This is a genomic window from Snodgrassella sp. W8132, assembly GCF_016100865.1.
Lineage (GTDB): Bacteria > Pseudomonadota > Gammaproteobacteria > Burkholderiales > Neisseriaceae > Snodgrassella > Snodgrassella alvi.
Genome location: NZ_JACFRQ010000001.1, coordinates 278,717 through 295,814, shown reverse-complemented (window position 1 = coordinate 295,814; position 17,098 = coordinate 278,717). Strand labels below are relative to the sequence as shown.

The following is a 17,098-nucleotide window of genomic DNA, read 5'->3' as shown; positions in this document are numbered from 1 at the left end:
ATGCATTAACAGCTTGCCAAGACTAGGAATTACCCACTAAAATTAGCGATTTTCTGTTATCTTGGCAGAATAAAATTACTTCGATTTTTTCACTAAGGAATACACTATGGTAGTTATCCGTTTGGCTCGCGGTGGTTCTAAACACCGTCCTTTCTATAACATTGTCGTAGCAGACTCTCACAACCGTCGTGACGGCCGCTTTATCGAACGCGTTGGTTTTTACAATCCTGTTGCCAATGAGAAACAGGAACGCGTACGTCTGAGCGCAGACCGTCTGAACCACTGGATTGGTCAGGGCGCGCAATTAAGCGAAGCTGTTGCCAAGCTGGTTAAAGAACAAAAGGCTGCGGCCTGATTTAGCAGTAAAGCAAATGAATAGTACACAGCCACAATGGGTAGCAATGGGCTATATAAAAGGTGTGTTCGGAGTAAAAGGCTGGGTGAAAGTCCATTCTGATACTGAATATACCGATAGTCTGCTCGACTATCCGCAATGGCAGCTGAGTAAAGATGGCCAGATTAAAACTGTAAGCATAGCCGAAAGTAAAATCAGCGGCGATGAATTACAGGTAAGATTTGACGGCATAACCGATCGTGACAGCGCAGCATTACTGCGCGGCTTTACCATCGAAATAGACCGCGCCAGCTTTGCCGAAACCGATGACAATGAGTATTACTGGACAGACCTGATCGGAATGCAGGTACATAACCGTACACAGGAAAATCTGGGGACTGTCAGTTCATTAATGCAAACCGGTGCGCATGACGTACTGGTAGTAGATGGTGCTTTTGGCCGTAAACTGATTCCTTTTGTCTCACAGTACATTGATGAAGTTAACTTGCCTCAACAGCAAATTGTTGTTGACTGGGGCAGTGATTACTGATGCACATTCAGGCCATTACCCTGTTTCCGGAAATGTTTACCGCCCTTACCGGCAGTGGCGTAACCGGTCGTGCATTACAAAAAGGTATATGGGAATTTGCTACCATTAATCCGCGCCAGTTCGCTGATAACCCGTTGGGTTATATTGATGACCGGCCGTTTGGTGGTGGTCCGGGAATGATTATGATGGCTCCGCCCTTACAGGCAGCCATTGATACAGCCAGACAGACTTGTCCCGAAGGACGACTGATTTATATGAGTCCGCAGGGCAAGCCACTGAATCACGCACAGACAGCAAATCTGGCCAGAGAAAAAGCTTTGATTGTACTGTGCGGCCGCTATGAAGGTATTGATGAACGCATCCTGACCAGCAACGAAGTAACCGAAATCAGTATTGGTGATTTTGTGGTTTCCGGCGGTGAATTGCCGGCAATGATGTTAATGGATGCAGTAATCCGTTTGTTACCCGGCACACTTGGCGATACACGCTCAGCAGTAGAAGATTCTTTTGCCAATGGTTTACTTGATTGCCCACACTACACCCGTCCGGTAGAATTTCGTCAGCAGACAGTTCCCGACGTTCTACGTAGCGGTAATCATGCTTTAATCGCACAGTGGCGATTAACTCAGGCGCTCAGGCGCACACTGACACGCCGACCAGATTTACTGGCCGATCGTGAATTAACCCCAGAGGAATCCAGACTCTTGCAGACGATCAGACAAGAGGAACGGGATATCCCATTATAATAGGAAGCTTAATATGAACTTAATTCAACAATTAGAGCAAGAAGAAATCGCTCGCCTGAATAAAGAAATTCCGGCTTTTGCACCAGGTGATACCGTGGTTGTTTCTGTACGTGTTACTGAAGGTAGCCGTACCCGTTTACAGGCCTATGAAGGCATTGTAATCGCCCGTCGTAACCGTGGTCTGAACAGTAACTTCATCGTTCGTAAAATTTCCAGCGGTGAAGGTGTAGAACGTACATTCCAGTTATATTCTCCAGCCGTTGAAAAAATCGAAGTTAAACGTCGTGGTGATGTACGTCGTGCCAAACTGTACTACCTGCGTGGCTTAACCGGTAAAGCAGCCCGCATCCGTGAAAAACTGCCGGCTCGTAAAGCCTAAGCAGTATTTACAATTATTATTAGCTGCCTGCGGCAGAGCTAATACTCAGGCCGAATCATCAGATTCGGCCTTTTTCTTTATGCTTTCGGTCAAACCGGCAAAACAGAAAATGTCAGAGCTTTTAAATAGCATGAAATAATCAATATATACTTATTGAAATAGTGTTATATAAAAAATACTGAATAGATAATTGAATTTTTAAAAATTAATTTCTCTGGCAGAAATAATCCAAATCTGTGAATGCCAGCCACGCCTATCCTCTCCTCTGCTCACAAACTCTAATAATTTACACAGCGGCAAAAGGTGAAAAATGTTAAAATTATCCGGTTTTTGGTTTACTCCACCCTAATTTAACTTGCTTTGTCTTACCCAAAGGAAACACACCAAATGAGCCAGTCCCTGAGTTATCGTGATGCCGGTGTTGATATTAATGCTGGTGATTCTTTGGTTGAAAGAATTAAACCATTTGCTAAGCGTACCATGCGGCCTGAAGTATTAGGTGATTTGGGCGGATTTGGTGCTCTGGTTGAAATCAGCCAGAAATATCGCCACCCGGTACTGGTTTCTGGTACCGATGGTGTAGGTACCAAACTGAAACTGGCCTTTGAATGGGATCAGCACGACACCGTAGGCATTGATCTGGTAGCCATGAGTGTCAATGATATTCTGGTACAAGGGGCAGAACCATTATTCTTTCTGGATTATTTTGCCTGTGGCAAACTAGATGTTGAACGTGCCGCCGCTGTTATTAAAGGCATTGCAGCCGGTTGCGAACAGTCCGGATGTGCACTGATTGGTGGTGAAACTGCAGAAATGCCGGGCATGTATCCCGATGGCGAATATGATCTGGCCGGCTTTGCAGTTGGCGTTGTAGAAAAAGAACAGGTAATTAACGGACGCAGCATCGTTGCAGGTGATGTTGTATTAGGTCTGGCTTCAAACGGCATTCACTCCAATGGCTACTCACTGGTTCGTAAAATTATCGAACGTGCCCAGCCGGAGCTTGACGCTGAATTTAATCAGGGCAAGACATTGCGCCAGGCAATCATTACCCCTACCCGGCTTTATGTAAAACCTATTCTGGCGGCACTAAAACAATTTACCATCAAAGGTATGGCTCATATTACCGGTGGTGGTATCAGTGAAAATGTACCCCGCATTCTTCCTGAAAACACAGTAGCTGCCATTGATTCTCAATCATGGCCGTTACCCAAACTTTTTCAATGGCTGCAACAAGCTGGAAATGTAGAAATTCAGGAAATGTACCGCACTTTTAATTGCGGTATTGGTATGGTTTTGGTGGTGAATGCAGAAGATGCAGATGCGATACAGAAATTTTTGCAGCAACAAGGCGAAACTGTTTATCAGATTGGTCGTATTCGTTCTCGTCAAGGGGACGAACATCAAACCCAGATAAATTAAAGGATAATTTTGATAACTGATTTAAATTTATAAATTTTCAGGTTAAGAATATTTTTTTTAGTAATACTATAAACTTATAAACACAGGCAGCCACGTCTGGCTGCCTATTTACTATGTTATAATAAATATTATAAATGATATATTAACGCCTGCAAATTTTCTTAGAAGCGCTGTAACTGCCATCATTACATACAAATTTTGTACCGGCACAATGGGAAATACCCCCTTTTTTACCAGAACATGGTTCACGACCTCTGGCATTAGCTGGGTTAAATACACTAAACATAAAAATAGCAGCACTAAAAGCTAAAACCCAATTTTTCATTGCTTCTCCTGTTATTTATCTTTAATAAGTAAATTTATTATAATTAAATATTAAAATTAAATGCAATTTATGCATATATTAATATTTGATTTTAATCAAACATGTATATATTAAATATTAAAATCTATTTATGAAGATTGATTATTAAGAAAATAATAGAATCAGTTAGTTGAAATAATAATAGCTTATATTTTTTAAAAACTGTAATAATTAAATATAGCCTTTTGCCAACATCAGATAATTGCTGGCAAAAGGCATATCATCGTTTAATTCGTCAATAATGCCGGAAATAGCCTTTCAATCCATTGACGCAGTAAAATCAGTTTGCCATGAAAAAAATGGCCGGAACCGGGTACAACCAATACAGGCAAGTCCTGCCCTTCAGCCCAGTTCAGACTGTTCTGCAACGGTACCACTTCATCCTTTTCACCATGAATCAGTAATGTAGTAGCCGGATTATAGGCACTGGGTGCATCAATAGTGTACATACCTATAGCCGGACCCATCAGCAATAAGGCATCCGGTCTTGCAGTGAGCGCGCTGAACAAGGCCACATAGCCACCAAAAGAAAAACCGGATAATACCAGTTTACTAACTTCCGGATGCTGAGCACGGGCAAAGTCAACCACGGCAAGGCAGTCCGCCACTTCACCGCGACCATAATCATGCTCTCCTTCGCTATTACCCACGCCACGCAAATTAGGCAGATAACAGTGAAAACCCATTCCTGTAAGTGCTTTTGCTGCTGTCTGTACCACTTTATTGGTATTCAGCCCACCTTGTAAAGGATTGGGATGATTAATTACAGCCACACCACATGCGGTACCCTGCGCAGGTAAATAAATAGTTTCAAGCCGTCCTGCCGGCCCGTTAATCCAGATGTTCGGTTGTTGCTTCAGCATCAGATTTACTCATTACATTCAGGTTTATCCATTAACAATCGGGTAACAACACGATCGTTTGCCAGTTCTTCATCCAATATTTCCTGCAGGTCACTTTCGTCTACATAGGTATACCAGCGCCCCTGCGGATAAAGCACCATAACCGGCCCTTCATCACACCGGCCAAGACAGCCGGCACTACTGATACGCAGCTTACCTACTCCCATCAGCCCCATGGCCTTAGCATGGCCTTTGAGATAATCAACTGCATCAGCACCAACATCATCGTCTCCACAGCTCTGGCGACACGGATTATCTCGGCGATTGGTGCAGACAAAAAGATGTTTAGCATAATAACTCACGGGTTTTCCTTTATTCTTTGTTTCTGCTCACACCGGCAATAGTCATTTTGCCAGTATGAAATATTTAATCATTAAATGTCAGCACACGATTACTGTATGATTGCTGAGCTTTAATTGAAGCCAGCATAGCGGGCAAATCCAGATTAAATTCAATCGCACGCTGTGCAGCCCGTTTTTTCAGTTTATCCCAGTCACGTACTGAAGGCGGCTGCTGAAAGGCCAGTACGGCAATATTGCCATGAGTTTCAGCAGGCACCATTAGTACTCTGTTGTCAAATACACTACGCAACCGGCGTACAAAAGTCTGAAACCGTTTGTCACCCTGCCACCAGTTAGTAACAAAGATACCATGCTCACTCAGTGCCTGACGGCAATCCTCAAAAAAAGGTTCAGCAACCAGACTGTCAATAATCTGCTCACCATCAAAGCCATCAACCAGAATGATATCTGTATTTCCCCGTAATATCTTGATGTATTCGGCACCGTCGTCTTCAATAATTTCAAATTTTTCGCCCTCAAATGGCAGCTCAAACATACTGCGGGCAATACTGATAACCTGAGGGTTGATATCGACAGCAGTCTGACAGGTATCAGGCAGGTAAGCATCTATCCAGCGTGCAAATGAGCCACCTCCCAAACCTATCTGGGTAATATGCCGGGGTATACTGTCGGCAAACAATAACCATGCCATCATAGCCCGGCTATACGATAACACCAGTTCTGCCGGATCATCGACATTCATAGAACTCTGTATAGTAGATGTACCCAGATGGAGAGAGCGTATATTGCCTGATTCGGATATGCCTACTTCGGGTAACTCATAGCGCGCAGGACGTAAACGACGATAGGGATGTTGTGGCATAGTAATTTCCGTCATCAGATAACAATAAAGTAGCAATTGGCCGGATGGCTAATATGCAGTCTGATAATATTCAATATCAGATTAGCAGTAAACCGTTTAAAAATAATATTAGCCTCACTGATAAGACTGGAATAAACAGCAAATATAGTGAGGCCAGTTGGTTGTGTATTATATAGTTATAACAAATCTTATGTCTTATCTGGAATCAGCATCATTAATATGATTAATTTTAATAAATTTAATATTTCTTAAAATAAAAAGGTTTATATAAAACATCACCACAATTATTTAAATAAAACACATTATTCCAATTTTTGGATAGTGTTTTTTTATTTCCGGCGATAAAATAATTAGTGCTTAGATAAAAATTACCTACTCCCCAAGAATTAATATTTATCTTTTCAGGAATTTTAGCTTCTTCCACAAATGTCCCTATATCACTTTTAGTAGAATCTAAAATATAATTTTTACTGATCATTGACCATTCAGACTTACTTAAAATACTACAACAGTTATTACCATATATCTCAGCACCACTATTACTTTGAATTAAAATTAAATTTTCCAATTTAAAATCATCATTGATAAAATTCTGATCTAATGTTACATAGCTCTGTGCTTTATCAGTATTAATAAGTTCCTCAATTTTTTCCATGTAACTCTCTCCTTCTTCTACTTCTATATGTTTTTTAAGCTCCTCATTGTTTAAATTCAAAGGAATTCGCCATACTCTGCAATTATTCTGACTTTTACAATCACCAGAAGTCCATCTTTTCACTCCATTGGCATCCAAAACATCATTATTCCAAAATAAACTATTCTCAAATATCATCCGCTCAGTTAAGCTTTTCATTGCCTTATGCCAAAGCTCTTTTTTGGTGTAATACCTTCTGTCCCGCCAGCAGTACCCTTCTCTATTCTTTTTCTCAAACTCTTTCTGTGAAATATTAAAAGGTATGGAATTCTTTTTTAATATGTCATACCAGAAGCGATAAGGAGATCTTTCATAGAATAGTTTTTTTATTCCGAATCCTCCTGCAATAATTAATATTATGAATAAAAAACTTATTATATATTTTGTTTTTTTGGGGTTAACTTTTGCTTCAGTCCATATTTTATCTATTACCCAAACAAGACAAAATATTAATATCAAATCGATTAAAACTATGCCAACAATGATTAATATAATTACAAGCATACTAGTATCTTTCTAAAATATTATGTCTTGTTAGCTGCTAAACGGTTATTGAATCAATTTTCTGATACTGTAATCTATAAATCCGGTGTTTCCATTTGTATTGCTGAATCACAAACTATCTATCATGAGATTTGTAATACCCAAAGAGTAATTTAATAACTATCTGTGTAGTAAGATTGAACAAGTACAGATACAGAATAAGGTCAATGGACTGATTAGTGCTATTATCAGCAAAATCACAAGCAAAGCACAATCAGATAATGGTGCTCTAAATCAGCAATAAAAGCAGGCAAACCATCCCCACTACTCAACAATCCTGTCGGAAAGAGTATGAGCTGATATACATAGGATGATACTGGCAGGACCGCTTGCCTGCCATTCATAATATTTTTGCTTCGGCAATCAGATGCAGGGCTTCTTCATATTTAGCCAGTGTTTTGGCAATTATGTCTGCCGGTATATGTGGTGCCGGTGGTTGTTTATTCCAACCGGACTCTACCAGCCAGTCACGGATAAACTGTTTATCGAATGAAGGCGGATTGCTACCAACCTGATAGCTGTCTACAGACCAAAAACGGCTGGAATCCGGGGTAAGCACTTCATCCATAAGCGTTAAAACACCATTCTCATCCAAACCGAATTCAAATTTGGTATCGGCAATAATGATGCCTTTACTGCGAGCATAATCCGCGGCTTCTGAATATAGCTTAATCGCCTTAGCACTTACCTGCTCTGTCAGTTCTTCTCCCAGCAGAGAAGCACATTGTGACAAACTGATATTTTCATCATGGTCGCCTACAGCGGCTTTACTCGAAGGAGTAAAAATTACCTCAGGTAACTGTTCAGCTTCCCGCAATCCGGCTGGTAATTTAATTCCGCAAACAGCTCCGGTTTGCTGGTAATCACGCCAGCCACTGCCAGAAAGATAACCGCGAACAATAGCTTCTATTTTCAACGGGCTTAATTTTTTTACCACAACTGCCCGTTTGGCAATTTTCTCAGCCTGCTGGCGTGGCAGCACATCATAAACTGTTTCACCAGTAAAATGGTTAGGCATAATATGTTGCAGTTTTTTAAACCAGAAATTGGATATCTGGGTAAGAATTTCGCCTTTTCCTGTTATAGGTTCAGGTAAAATTACATCAAAAGCCGATAAGCGGTCTGTAGCTACCATCAGCATGCGTTTCTCGTCAATTGCATATAAATCGCGTACTTTACCCGAATATATTTTTTCCAGCGCCAGCTCAGTCATCATCTACCTCTATTCAAGCGGTTAATCGCCAATATAATATACCTGTGCAAATCAATAACCTTGTGCTAAGGTAATCATTGTGTAACAAATGTTAGCAGCCAATGATTATTTTAACCGATATTGCAATACAACAGACAGTCTGTTTGCCGTACTGCAAGGGTTAAGCCGGTTGCTGATGTTAAATCGTAGATAAATTCCACGCCAATTGGAAGGAGAATTGCCATGGCTGATTTTGATTCACAAAAAAAAGATTTAATGAAAGAAGTACGTTCTGTACTGGATGAAGTTGAAGATTTATATGAAAACGCCGGCGACAACGGGTCTGATCAGGCTAAAGCATTGAAAGATCAGTTTCGTAAAAAACTAAGCAATACCAAATCCAAACTGTGCGATATCGAAAGTACACTGGCAGAAAAAGCCCGTGCTACAGCTGAACGCACTGATGAGCTGGTACATGAACAACCATACTATGCTATGGGTGTTGCTGCCGCAGTCGGCTTTCTTGCCGGTGTGTTGCTGGGACGTTGCAGACACTAAACAACTTACGGCATAAGTTCATTCAGGCAATCTGGTCTGACGATCGGTTGCCTGAATATAATTTACTTTTTAACGGATAATATACCATGAGTATAGGCAATCTTGGTCGTGACCTGCGCCAGCTGAAAATCTGGCTGACTTATGGCACTGAGTTATTGTGGATTCGCTTACGTATGCTGCGCCTGGATGCGATTGCCCAGCTGCAAAGTATTATTGTACTGATGGTACTTGTTGTACTTGCCGGAGTAATGTTTTTTCTGGGATTTATCAGTTTATTATTCGGTCTGAATACTGTACTTTCCCCTCAGGCTAAAGTATGGGTATTTTTTGGTCTTGCCATTCTGTTTTTACTTTTGATTCTGCTTCTGACTATATTGATTATTAAATTGTTATGCAAGCAAAGCCAGTTTATGACAAAAACACTGGATGCAATGAGTGAAGATCTAAGCTATCTCAGACACACCGGCAAGCATGAAGCCAATGGAGAACACAGACGACCATGAGTAAATCTGATAAGCTGAATATCGCACAACAACGCGAATTGCTGGACATACAGGCACAAGGTACGAGATTAAAATTACTCGCAGAGCAGCTCAGGAATGGCGATAATACCCATAAATCACGTTTATGGCAGCGCTCGCTGAATATTGTGGATAAAATTCCGGCAGGAGGTTTGGCACTTAAGCTGGCAAACAAACCCAAACGCTGGCGCAACAAGCTGCTGGTGGGTGCAGTAATAACCGCGGCTACTCTGATAGCCAATAAAATTAGCCGCAATATACGTTAAAATACAATAGATAATAAAGATAAAGCCTCTTACCAGCAAATAAGAGGCTTTTATTTATAAAACCTGAATAAACTTAAATTCCACGCAGCAAATCATTAACACTGGTTTTAGCACGGGTTTTGGCATCTACCTTTTTGACAATTACTGCACAATACAGGCTATGGCTGCCATCTTTTGCCGGTAGACTGCCTGAAACCACAACAGAACCGGCTGGTACCCGACCATAAGTGATTTCACCGCTTTCACGGTCATAAATTTTAGTAGACTGACCAATAAATACACCCATCGAAATTACACTGCCCTCTTCGACAATTACCCCTTCAACAATTTCAGAACGGGCGCCGATAAAACAGTTATCTTCAATAATTGTTGGTGCTGCCTGTAAAGGTTCCAGTACACCACCTATGCCTACCCCGCCACTCAGGTGAACATGTTTACCAATCTGAGCACAGGAACCTACCGTTGCCCATGTATCAACCATCGTACCTTCATCAACAAATGCACCAATATTAACAAATGAAGGCATCAGTACTACATTTTTACCAATATGACTGCCGGCACGTACTACTGCACCCGGAACTGCACGGAAGCCTGCCTGCTGAAAATCTGCGCCAGTCCAGTTGGCAAATTTAGTAGGTACTTTATCAAAATAGCGATTGACTGCATCATCTGCCAGTACATTGTCACTAATCCGGAAAGACAGCAATACTGCTTTTTTGGCCCATTCATTTACCAGCCACTGATTACCCTGTTTTTCAGCCACACGCAGATGTCCGCTGTCCAGTTGCTGTAAAGTTTCAGCTACAGCTTCCTTTACTTCGGCAGTTACAGAAGCCGGAGTAATTTCAGCGCGGTTTTCAAAAGCAGTTTCAATTACTTGTTGTAAAGACATACAATATTCCTATAATCAATAATTCAGTTCCGGATTATCAAGGGTATAACACCATTATCTGCCAGTATCTGTGGTTTGAAAGAGTCTGGCTGTGTCAGTGAACGCGGATTAAACTTATGCAGACAAGCTGCAAATTCCGCATAAGGAATTTTACGGGCACCGAAGCTGGCTAAGTAGTCAGTGTAAACCTGACAATCTATCAGCGGTACGCCTTGTTGCTGCAAATAATGCACGGCATGCACAAAAGCTATTTTGGAAGCATCCGAAGCATGAGCAAACATGGATTCACCATAGAATATCTGCCCAATCAGCACGCCGTATAAGCCTCCAGCCAGAATCGTATTGCCACCTTTATCCCGATACCAGCATTCAAATGAACAAGCATACTGCTGCTGATGTAACGAGTAGTAAGCCTGCTGCATTTCTGCGCTCAGCCATGTACCGTTCTGCCCGGGGCGCGGCGTTTGGGCGCAGTTGGCAATCACTTGCCGGAAAGCATAGTTCATGGTCACGGCATAAGGCTTATTGCGCAGATTTTTCGCCAGAGAACGACTGACTTTCAGCTCTGCCGGAAATAGTACCATCCGCTGCGCAAAAGACCACCACATAATAGGCTCATCAGGTGAATACCAAGGGAAAATACCCTGCCGGTATGCAGCCAGTATTCGGGCAGGAGATAAATCGCCGCCAACAGCCACCAATCCGTCACGTTGTTGCTGTGCAGTTTCAATATCCGGAAAATCCAGATTATACCTGCTCAGAACCGGAACACGTAAGCGGTATTCAGGCTGATTCATACTTGAATATCCTGCCCTTTATTTCAGTTTCAGAGATATTTATTGTCAAACTGCTGGCACTCAGTGCATACACCATACATATATAAGGCATGGTCAACAATACGGTAGCCGTTATCATCAGCAATCTTCTTTTGCAGCTTTTCAATTTCTTCACTGCAAAATTCAGTTACCTTACCGCATTTAATACATACAAGATGATCATGATGACCGCCGCGATTTAATTCATATACAGCTTTACCGGTTTCAAAATGATGGCGTAACAGAATATTAGCCTGTTCAAACTGGGTAAGCACACGATAAATGGTGGCCACACCGATTTCCACGCCTTCATCAAGCAGGCGCCGGTATACATCTTCTGCACTCATATGCAGTTCAGGCTGGGCTTCAAATAGCTCCAGAATCTTCAGTCTGGGGCCAGTAACCTTTAAACCGTTATCTTTTAATTGAGCTACATTGCTATTCATGATGCTTATTTCACCACTAAGTAATAATACTCGCTATAATACGCACTTTTAAGGCAATTGCCCACTGGGTGTCATACAATGTCGCCATCGCCATTGCTAACTGTTTCGTCCCGGATCAGAGGTATCAGTATGAAAAAAATATACTGCCTGCTGGCAGTGGCCGTTCTAGGCCTGAGCGCATGCTCCACAGCAAAACTGACACAAATTCCGTCGTACAAACTGAAAATTATTCAGGGTAACGAGCTCGACCAGAATGTTGTGAACTCTTTACAGCCCGGTATGAGCCGTGAACAAGTACAAATGCTGCTTGGCACTCCTTTACTCCGTGATCCGTTTCATGCCAACCGCTGGGATTATCTGTTTGTTATAACCCGTGCCAATGAAATTCAGGAAGAGAAGAAGCTGACTCTTTACTTTGATGCCAACGGAAAACTGATACATGCCGAAGGTGATGCTTTAACTGCTCAGCCTGTACCTGTAACGGAGTAAAACATGTCTACATCACGTTTAAGAATTGCTGTAGCCGGTGCCAACGGGCGTATGGGCAGAGCCCTTATTCAAAGCATCAGTCAGCGCCAGGATTGTGTTCTGAGCGGTGCCCTGGAACACGATGCTTCCCCTGCTATCGGTCTTGATGCCGGGTTTGCTATCGGTCTTGAGCTGGGCGTTAGTATTTGTCACGACCCGGAAAAAGTACTGGATAATACCGATGTATTGATAGATTTCAGCAAACCGGAATCCACACTGAATAATCTGGCTATCTGTGAACGGCTTGGTGTCAATGATGTTATCGGCACGACCGGTTTCGATGAAACAGGTAAACAACGCATTGCCTCAGCCGCTGAAAAAATTGGCATTGTATTTGCCCCTAATTTCAGTGTGGGTGTCAACCTGACCTTTGCTCTGCTTAATACCGCTGCCCGGGTATTAAATGAAGGCTACGATATTGAAATTATCGAAGCTCATCATCGCCATAAAGTTGATGCTCCTTCCGGTACTGCTCTGCGCATGGGAGAAGTAATTGCCGATGCACTAGGTCGTGATTTAAAAACCTGTGCCGTTTACGGGCGCGAAGGACATACCGGAGCGCGTGACCCGCAGACAATCGGCTTTTCAACTATCCGCGCCGGTGACATTGTCGGCGAACACACGGCATTGTTTGCAACTGATGGTGAACGTGTTGAAATCAGCCATAAAGCCTCCAGCCGTGCTACTTTCGCTAATGGTGCTGTCCGGGCGGCAGTGTGGCTGCGTCAGCACCCACATGGTCTGTTTGATATGCAGGATGTACTTGGTCTGAAATAAAGCAATCTGACTAACACAGTAAACAGGGTTAGCTATTAATCTGGCTAACCCTGTTTATTTTAGACATTTTAAAACTAAAAACGGTATAGAATTAATTATATTTTCAATAACATAACAACCATAAAAAAAGCCATTGACAGAAACAATGGCTTAAAAATTTTGCAATACATACTTCATTACTTATGCAGCCATAGCCATACATTTATCCGCGCAGGCATTACAAGCTTCAGCGCAGCGCTGGCAGTGATCCATCTTAAAACGACCACATTCCTGAGCACAGGCACGGCATACTTCAGCACAGAGCTGACATACCTGCACGATAAAAGCACTGTTCATGCACATAAAATTAACAGCCAGTGTGCACATTGCCGCACATTGCATATCCAGATGAATACACTTAGCCATCATTTTGACATCTTCTTCCTGCAGACAGGCAGTAGAACAATATTGGCATAAAGCAATACAGCGGTTACAGGCTTCTATACATTCTTTAAACTTTTGGGCATCCATGGTTGATATCCTATTCAGCAATATTTTGATTTAACAAGAGAAATCAAAATCAGTCTATAAAACCATAGCGCATATTGCAATCCATTTACAGGTAAATAAAATTATGATTTAGATAGATTAATTTAAGTTTTATCCGAATCTGTATTTCATATGCCAAATAACAGGTGAAAATTGTTTATTCACGTAAGTAAGCAAAATATAATAGAAAAATAATTTCAGAATATAAATTTTTATTTTCTGATTAGCCATTCATAAAGCAGATTGATTACTTTCAAAGTAAAATATTAAAACCGTTTCAATGATTAACTTTATGTTTGATCATAAAAATCCAGTAATCCAGATTCGCCCCCTCTTTACATTATCAATAAATATCTATATTAATCAGTAATATATTGAAATAATACAATATAACTCCATATTAATAATCTATTATTTTGAAGGAGTTTATTATGGCCAGCGGCTGGGCATCAGATGATGCGGTAAATAAGCAGATTGAAAGCACAATAGAAGATGCCATCAATCATGTACGCCAGCAAATAGATACCGCAGATGAAAGCGCAGAATTTTGTGAAGAATGTGGCGAAACAATTCCTGTCGGGCGTCGTCAGGCTATTCAGGGCGTTCGTTTTTGTGTTCACTGTCAGGCCGAACGGGATAAGGAAATGCAGAAAACATTCAGTTTATATAACCGGCGTGGCAGCAAAGACAGTCAGTTACGCTAAATTCAGTATAAATAACACAATGAAAATACATTTGCCAATTTTGTATATTTGATTGAACAAAATAAATAGCAATGGATATTAAAAGTAAAAATAAAGCAGTTTGTCTGTTTTAATCCTCTTACAGAGTTTTTTACCGGTGATGATCTGTTTCTGTATTAATACCGCCATATAAATTGAGTCAGACAATAGCACCGCATTTCAATGCCGGAATTATCAGTACCAATCAGATTTTTCTGCAGTACCATTCTACTTTACCAATGATTTCAAAATTTTCCTCAGGATTATTCAGATCAATAGTAAATGCTTCGTATTCTTTATTAGCAGAAGTAACCAGTAATTGATTATTCGGTTTCAGCTGTGTACGCTTAACCTGTATATTATTTCCTATACGCAATACATACAGACCATCACCACCTTCTTTTTTATCATGATTAATCAGTACATGATCTCCGTGATTAAGTATTCCGGACATACTGTCATCTTTGATAATAAAGGTACTCAGTTTTTGCGGATCTACATTCAAGTTATTTTTCAGCCAGATACGATTAAATGCAAATGTGCATAAAGCATTACTCTCACTGGCATTGACTTCATATGAATTCTGCAAAGAATACTCTGGAATAAATGCATAATCTCCGGCATATATTTCATTTGAGCGGCCGGCATAATCACAACTGCTTTCACTGAGGTGAGCACCGGTATTCACAGATAAAGGATTGGACAGCGTTGCATAGCAATCTTTATGATTATTTTCTCTGTCCTTTTCAAATTTAGGTCCTTGACCTTTTGCTAACCATAATAGACTTACCTGTGCAGCATCAGCTATTTTAATTAAATTTTCGGCACCTGGTTCCGCACCATCTTTTACCCATTTAGATGCAGTCGGATAAGCAACCCCTACTCTTCTTGCTAATTCAGAAACACTTTTCAGAATATCTACTACTTCCTGCATTCTAGAGGCAAAGCCGACGTTAAAATTTTCCATATGGGAATTACCTTCAAATAAAAAATATGTAAGGTCAAATTTAAAATATATTTGCAAACAATAATTTACAATTTTAAAATTATAAAAAAGCAACATTTTGGTACATTCTTTAAATTAAAACTTGCAAAATATAACTTTTACTATATAATTTAGTATGTAAATATATTAGGATCATTAACTAATTACTTTAATATAATTAAATTTAACGTTAAATTTTTAACGTTAATGCTATACTATTAACTTACAGTATTGCATTTAATATTAAATAACGTACATTGGCTAAACATTCACTTTGCTTGCTTGGCACTGAATGAATAATACCATTTTGTCATGAGCAAGGAAATGCCAGAAAATGGGTGACTTCGTGTTTTTGTACTTTTTTTGTATAAAAAAATTGATCAAATAAAATAAAATATCACATTTTCTGAAACAATTGTTTAACCTAAAGCAATATTTTTCAAGTCATTATATGTGAATTTTTTGTTAAACATATAGTATTTTACTATTATTTCAAAATAAATACTCTTAAAATAAACCTCCATAAAAACCCTTTAAAACTTAATTTTTGATTAATTTTTAAATAAATTTCAATCAGTAAATTTATATTTATATTTCTAGTTATATATTTCCAATACTAAAATTTTTTTTATATACAAATAAAACTTTCAAAATTTTTTTGGAAAATTAATTTGTAAACAAAAACAGCAAATTCATTTATTTTTCATTGATTTTAATTATACTATTAAATTTTTTTATTATAACTAAAAAGTATATATAAAGTTAACACTTCATTTTTTATATTAATTTTTTAATGTGTAACTATAAATCAAGTTACAACCTACAAATGCATAGATAAATAATAGTGAAATCAAACGATTAACTCATTATCAGTATAAATTTGAAGATTCAGATAAGCGGAAATTTTTTATTCAGCGTTCTGTTTAATCAACACGCTTTGTATTTAATAATAATTAAATTAGATACGAGAAGACAGGCGAAGCTTTCAAATAGCAGAGAATTAATTTAGGTGACTTACAGATTGGCTTTGCTGGATTTAATGATAATACTGATGCAATCCATCTGTAGCAGAATAGGATCTAAGACAATTTATCTTCAATGTTATAGACGGTTTGAGTACAGTTTATTACCATAGCTATTTTATTATTAGTAACTTTGCTTATTTAAAGTCACTGACAGAATATTTCTAAGACTAAATTGCTCAGGCAACTATTTTATTTTTCAGTGACTATTCGTTTATATTTATTTTAGCAGTATCAGGACTGGCGATGCCAGGTACCGGACTGTCCACCCTCTTTGTGTTGCAGACAGATATTGCTGATAATCATACTGCGATCTACTGCCTTGAGCATATCATAAATAGTAAGCAGTCCGACACTGGCAGCAGTTAATGCTTCCATTTCAACTCCGGTCTGCCCCGTATTTTCTGTTTGTACACAAATAGTAATACTGCGTTTTTCATCATCAAGACTGAAATCAACATTAACCCGGGTAAGTGCTATCGGATGGCATAAAGGTATTAAATTACTGGTTTGTTTAGATGCCTGTATTGCGGCAATCCGTGCAATACCGAGTACATCCCCTTTTTTACTGTCACCATTGCGTATTTTATTAAATGCAGTTTCATTGACACTGATAATACCGGTTGCAATGGCAATGCGCTTACTGTGCGGTTTGGCTCCCACATCTACCATATGAGCTTCGCCACGGTTATTGAAATGAGTTAACTCGTCTGAATTCATCTTGCTTCACTGACAGGCTAAAGGGTCT

23 protein-coding genes are annotated in these 17,098 nt (G+C 39.9%); 11 read left to right on the top strand and 12 right to left on the bottom strand.

Annotated elements, in window-relative coordinates; translation table 11 throughout:
* Positions 1–106: 106 nt before the first annotated feature.
* From rpsP to purM, 5 genes are all read left to right on the top strand, one after another.
* A complete protein-coding gene (gene rpsP, locus H3U82_RS01425; RefSeq protein ID WP_025331153.1) occupies positions 107–355 on the top strand; it encodes a 30S ribosomal protein S16 in 249 nt (82 codons plus the stop codon).
* Between the two features lie 16 nt (positions 356–371).
* Positions 372–884 carry a ribosome maturation factor RimM gene (gene rimM / locus H3U82_RS01420; RefSeq protein ID WP_078475139.1) on the top strand — a complete coding sequence of 171 codons (513 nt, stop codon included), beginning with the start codon at positions 372–374 and terminating at the stop codon, positions 882–884.
* On the top strand, positions 884–1,630 hold the full coding sequence (trmD, locus tag H3U82_RS01415; RefSeq protein WP_025331155.1) for a tRNA (guanosine(37)-N1)-methyltransferase TrmD: 747 nt from the start codon (positions 884–886) through the stop codon (positions 1,628–1,630). Before rimM ends, trmD begins: the two co-directional genes overlap by 1 nt.
* Before the next feature lie 13 nt (positions 1,631–1,643).
* Complete coding sequence (gene rplS, locus H3U82_RS01410) at positions 1,644–2,009, top strand: 50S ribosomal protein L19 (RefSeq protein ID WP_025331156.1); 366 nt, start codon at positions 1,644–1,646, stop codon at positions 2,007–2,009.
* 387 nt (positions 2,010–2,396) lie between these two features.
* The gene (gene purM / locus H3U82_RS01405; protein WP_198208822.1) at positions 2,397–3,431 is read left to right on the top strand and encodes a phosphoribosylformylglycinamidine cyclo-ligase; all 1,035 of its coding nucleotides are present in this window, start codon (positions 2,397–2,399) and stop codon (positions 3,429–3,431) included.
* A 142-nt stretch (positions 3,432–3,573) separates the two neighbouring features.
* On the opposite strand, the gene H3U82_RS01400 is transcribed toward purM, so the two are convergent.
* The 6 genes from H3U82_RS01400 to H3U82_RS01375 form a co-directional block, all read right to left on the bottom strand.
* Positions 3,574–3,756: a hypothetical protein gene (locus tag H3U82_RS01400; RefSeq protein ID WP_025331158.1), complete on the bottom strand. Its 183-nt coding sequence runs from the start codon at positions 3,754–3,756 to the stop codon at positions 3,574–3,576.
* Between the two features lie 266 nt (positions 3,757–4,022).
* Entirely contained in the window at positions 4,023–4,658 is a 636-nt protein-coding gene (locus H3U82_RS01395; RefSeq protein ID WP_198208820.1) for an alpha/beta hydrolase, read from the bottom strand.
* Between the two features lie 5 nt (positions 4,659–4,663).
* A complete protein-coding gene (locus tag H3U82_RS01390) occupies positions 4,664–4,999 on the bottom strand; it encodes a ferredoxin (protein ID WP_198186290.1) in 336 nt (111 codons plus the stop codon).
* Positions 5,000–5,063: 64 nt separating this feature from the next.
* The gene (locus H3U82_RS01385; RefSeq protein ID WP_198208818.1) at positions 5,064–5,861 is read right to left on the bottom strand and encodes a polyamine aminopropyltransferase; all 798 of its coding nucleotides are present in this window, start codon (positions 5,859–5,861) and stop codon (positions 5,064–5,066) included.
* 238 nt (positions 5,862–6,099) lie between these two features.
* Positions 6,100–7,059, bottom strand: coding sequence for a hypothetical protein (locus tag H3U82_RS01380; protein ID WP_198208816.1), 960 nt, complete (start codon positions 7,057–7,059; stop codon positions 6,100–6,102).
* A gap of 379 nt (positions 7,060–7,438) precedes the next feature.
* Entirely contained in the window at positions 7,439–8,311 is an 873-nt protein-coding gene (locus tag H3U82_RS01375; protein ID WP_198209946.1) for a phosphoribosylaminoimidazolesuccinocarboxamide synthase, read from the bottom strand.
* A 222-nt stretch (positions 8,312–8,533) separates the two neighbouring features.
* Here H3U82_RS01375 and H3U82_RS01370 point away from each other — a divergent pair, with 222 nt between their 5' ends.
* The 3 genes from H3U82_RS01370 to H3U82_RS01360 all read left to right on the top strand — a co-directional run bounded on the left by H3U82_RS01370 (position 8,534) and on the right by H3U82_RS01360 (position 9,635).
* Positions 8,534–8,848, top strand: coding sequence for a YqjD family protein (locus tag H3U82_RS01370; protein WP_025331163.1), 315 nt, complete (start codon positions 8,534–8,536; stop codon positions 8,846–8,848).
* A gap of 86 nt (positions 8,849–8,934) precedes the next feature.
* Entirely contained in the window at positions 8,935–9,351 is a 417-nt protein-coding gene (locus tag H3U82_RS01365) for a phage holin family protein (protein WP_198208814.1), read from the top strand.
* Complete coding sequence (locus H3U82_RS01360) at positions 9,348–9,635, top strand: hypothetical protein (protein WP_084553029.1); 288 nt, start codon at positions 9,348–9,350, stop codon at positions 9,633–9,635. Before H3U82_RS01365 ends, H3U82_RS01360 begins: the two co-directional genes overlap by 4 nt.
* 73 nt (positions 9,636–9,708) lie before the next feature.
* Here H3U82_RS01360 and dapD read toward each other — a convergent pair whose 3' ends face one another.
* The 3 genes from dapD to fur are packed head-to-tail and all read right to left on the bottom strand — an operon-like array spanning position 9,709 to position 11,788.
* Complete coding sequence (dapD, locus tag H3U82_RS01355; RefSeq protein WP_037475846.1) at positions 9,709–10,527, bottom strand: 2,3,4,5-tetrahydropyridine-2,6-dicarboxylate N-succinyltransferase; 819 nt, start codon at positions 10,525–10,527, stop codon at positions 9,709–9,711.
* Between the two features lie 23 nt (positions 10,528–10,550).
* Positions 10,551–11,324 (bottom strand): leucyl/phenylalanyl-tRNA--protein transferase, encoded by a 774-nt coding sequence (aat, locus tag H3U82_RS01350; protein WP_198208812.1) that lies wholly within the window; start codon positions 11,322–11,324, stop codon positions 10,551–10,553.
* A gap of 29 nt (positions 11,325–11,353) precedes the next feature.
* Positions 11,354–11,788 (bottom strand): ferric iron uptake transcriptional regulator, encoded by a 435-nt coding sequence (gene fur, locus H3U82_RS01345; protein ID WP_025331168.1) that lies wholly within the window; start codon positions 11,786–11,788, stop codon positions 11,354–11,356.
* Positions 11,789–11,917: 129 nt separating this feature from the next.
* Between fur and H3U82_RS01340 the strand changes: the two genes are divergently transcribed.
* Both H3U82_RS01340 and dapB read left to right on the top strand, forming a co-directional pair.
* The gene (locus H3U82_RS01340) at positions 11,918–12,277 is read left to right on the top strand and encodes an outer membrane protein assembly factor BamE (protein ID WP_025331169.1); all 360 of its coding nucleotides are present in this window, start codon (positions 11,918–11,920) and stop codon (positions 12,275–12,277) included.
* Between the two features lie 3 nt (positions 12,278–12,280).
* Complete coding sequence (dapB, locus tag H3U82_RS01335) at positions 12,281–13,093, top strand: 4-hydroxy-tetrahydrodipicolinate reductase (protein ID WP_025331170.1); 813 nt, start codon at positions 12,281–12,283, stop codon at positions 13,091–13,093.
* Positions 13,094–13,273: 180 nt separating this feature from the next.
* On the opposite strand, the gene H3U82_RS01330 is transcribed toward dapB, so the two are convergent.
* Positions 13,274–13,603: a four-helix bundle copper-binding protein gene (locus H3U82_RS01330; protein ID WP_198208810.1), complete on the bottom strand. Its 330-nt coding sequence runs from the start codon at positions 13,601–13,603 to the stop codon at positions 13,274–13,276.
* A 449-nt stretch (positions 13,604–14,052) separates the two neighbouring features.
* On the opposite strand from H3U82_RS01330, the gene H3U82_RS01325 reads away from it, so the two are divergent.
* On the top strand, positions 14,053–14,325 hold the full coding sequence (locus H3U82_RS01325) for a DksA/TraR family C4-type zinc finger protein (RefSeq protein ID WP_084565404.1): 273 nt from the start codon (positions 14,053–14,055) through the stop codon (positions 14,323–14,325).
* 223 nt (positions 14,326–14,548) lie between these two features.
* Here H3U82_RS01325 and H3U82_RS01320 read toward each other — a convergent pair whose 3' ends face one another.
* Both H3U82_RS01320 and moaC read right to left on the bottom strand, forming a co-directional pair.
* A complete protein-coding gene (locus tag H3U82_RS01320; protein WP_198208808.1) occupies positions 14,549–15,310 on the bottom strand; it encodes a helix-turn-helix transcriptional regulator in 762 nt (253 codons plus the stop codon).
* A 1,274-nt stretch (positions 15,311–16,584) separates the two neighbouring features.
* The gene (moaC, locus tag H3U82_RS01315; RefSeq protein ID WP_025331174.1) at positions 16,585–17,070 is read right to left on the bottom strand and encodes a cyclic pyranopterin monophosphate synthase MoaC; all 486 of its coding nucleotides are present in this window, start codon (positions 17,068–17,070) and stop codon (positions 16,585–16,587) included.
* Between the last annotated feature and the right edge of the window lie 28 nt (positions 17,071–17,098).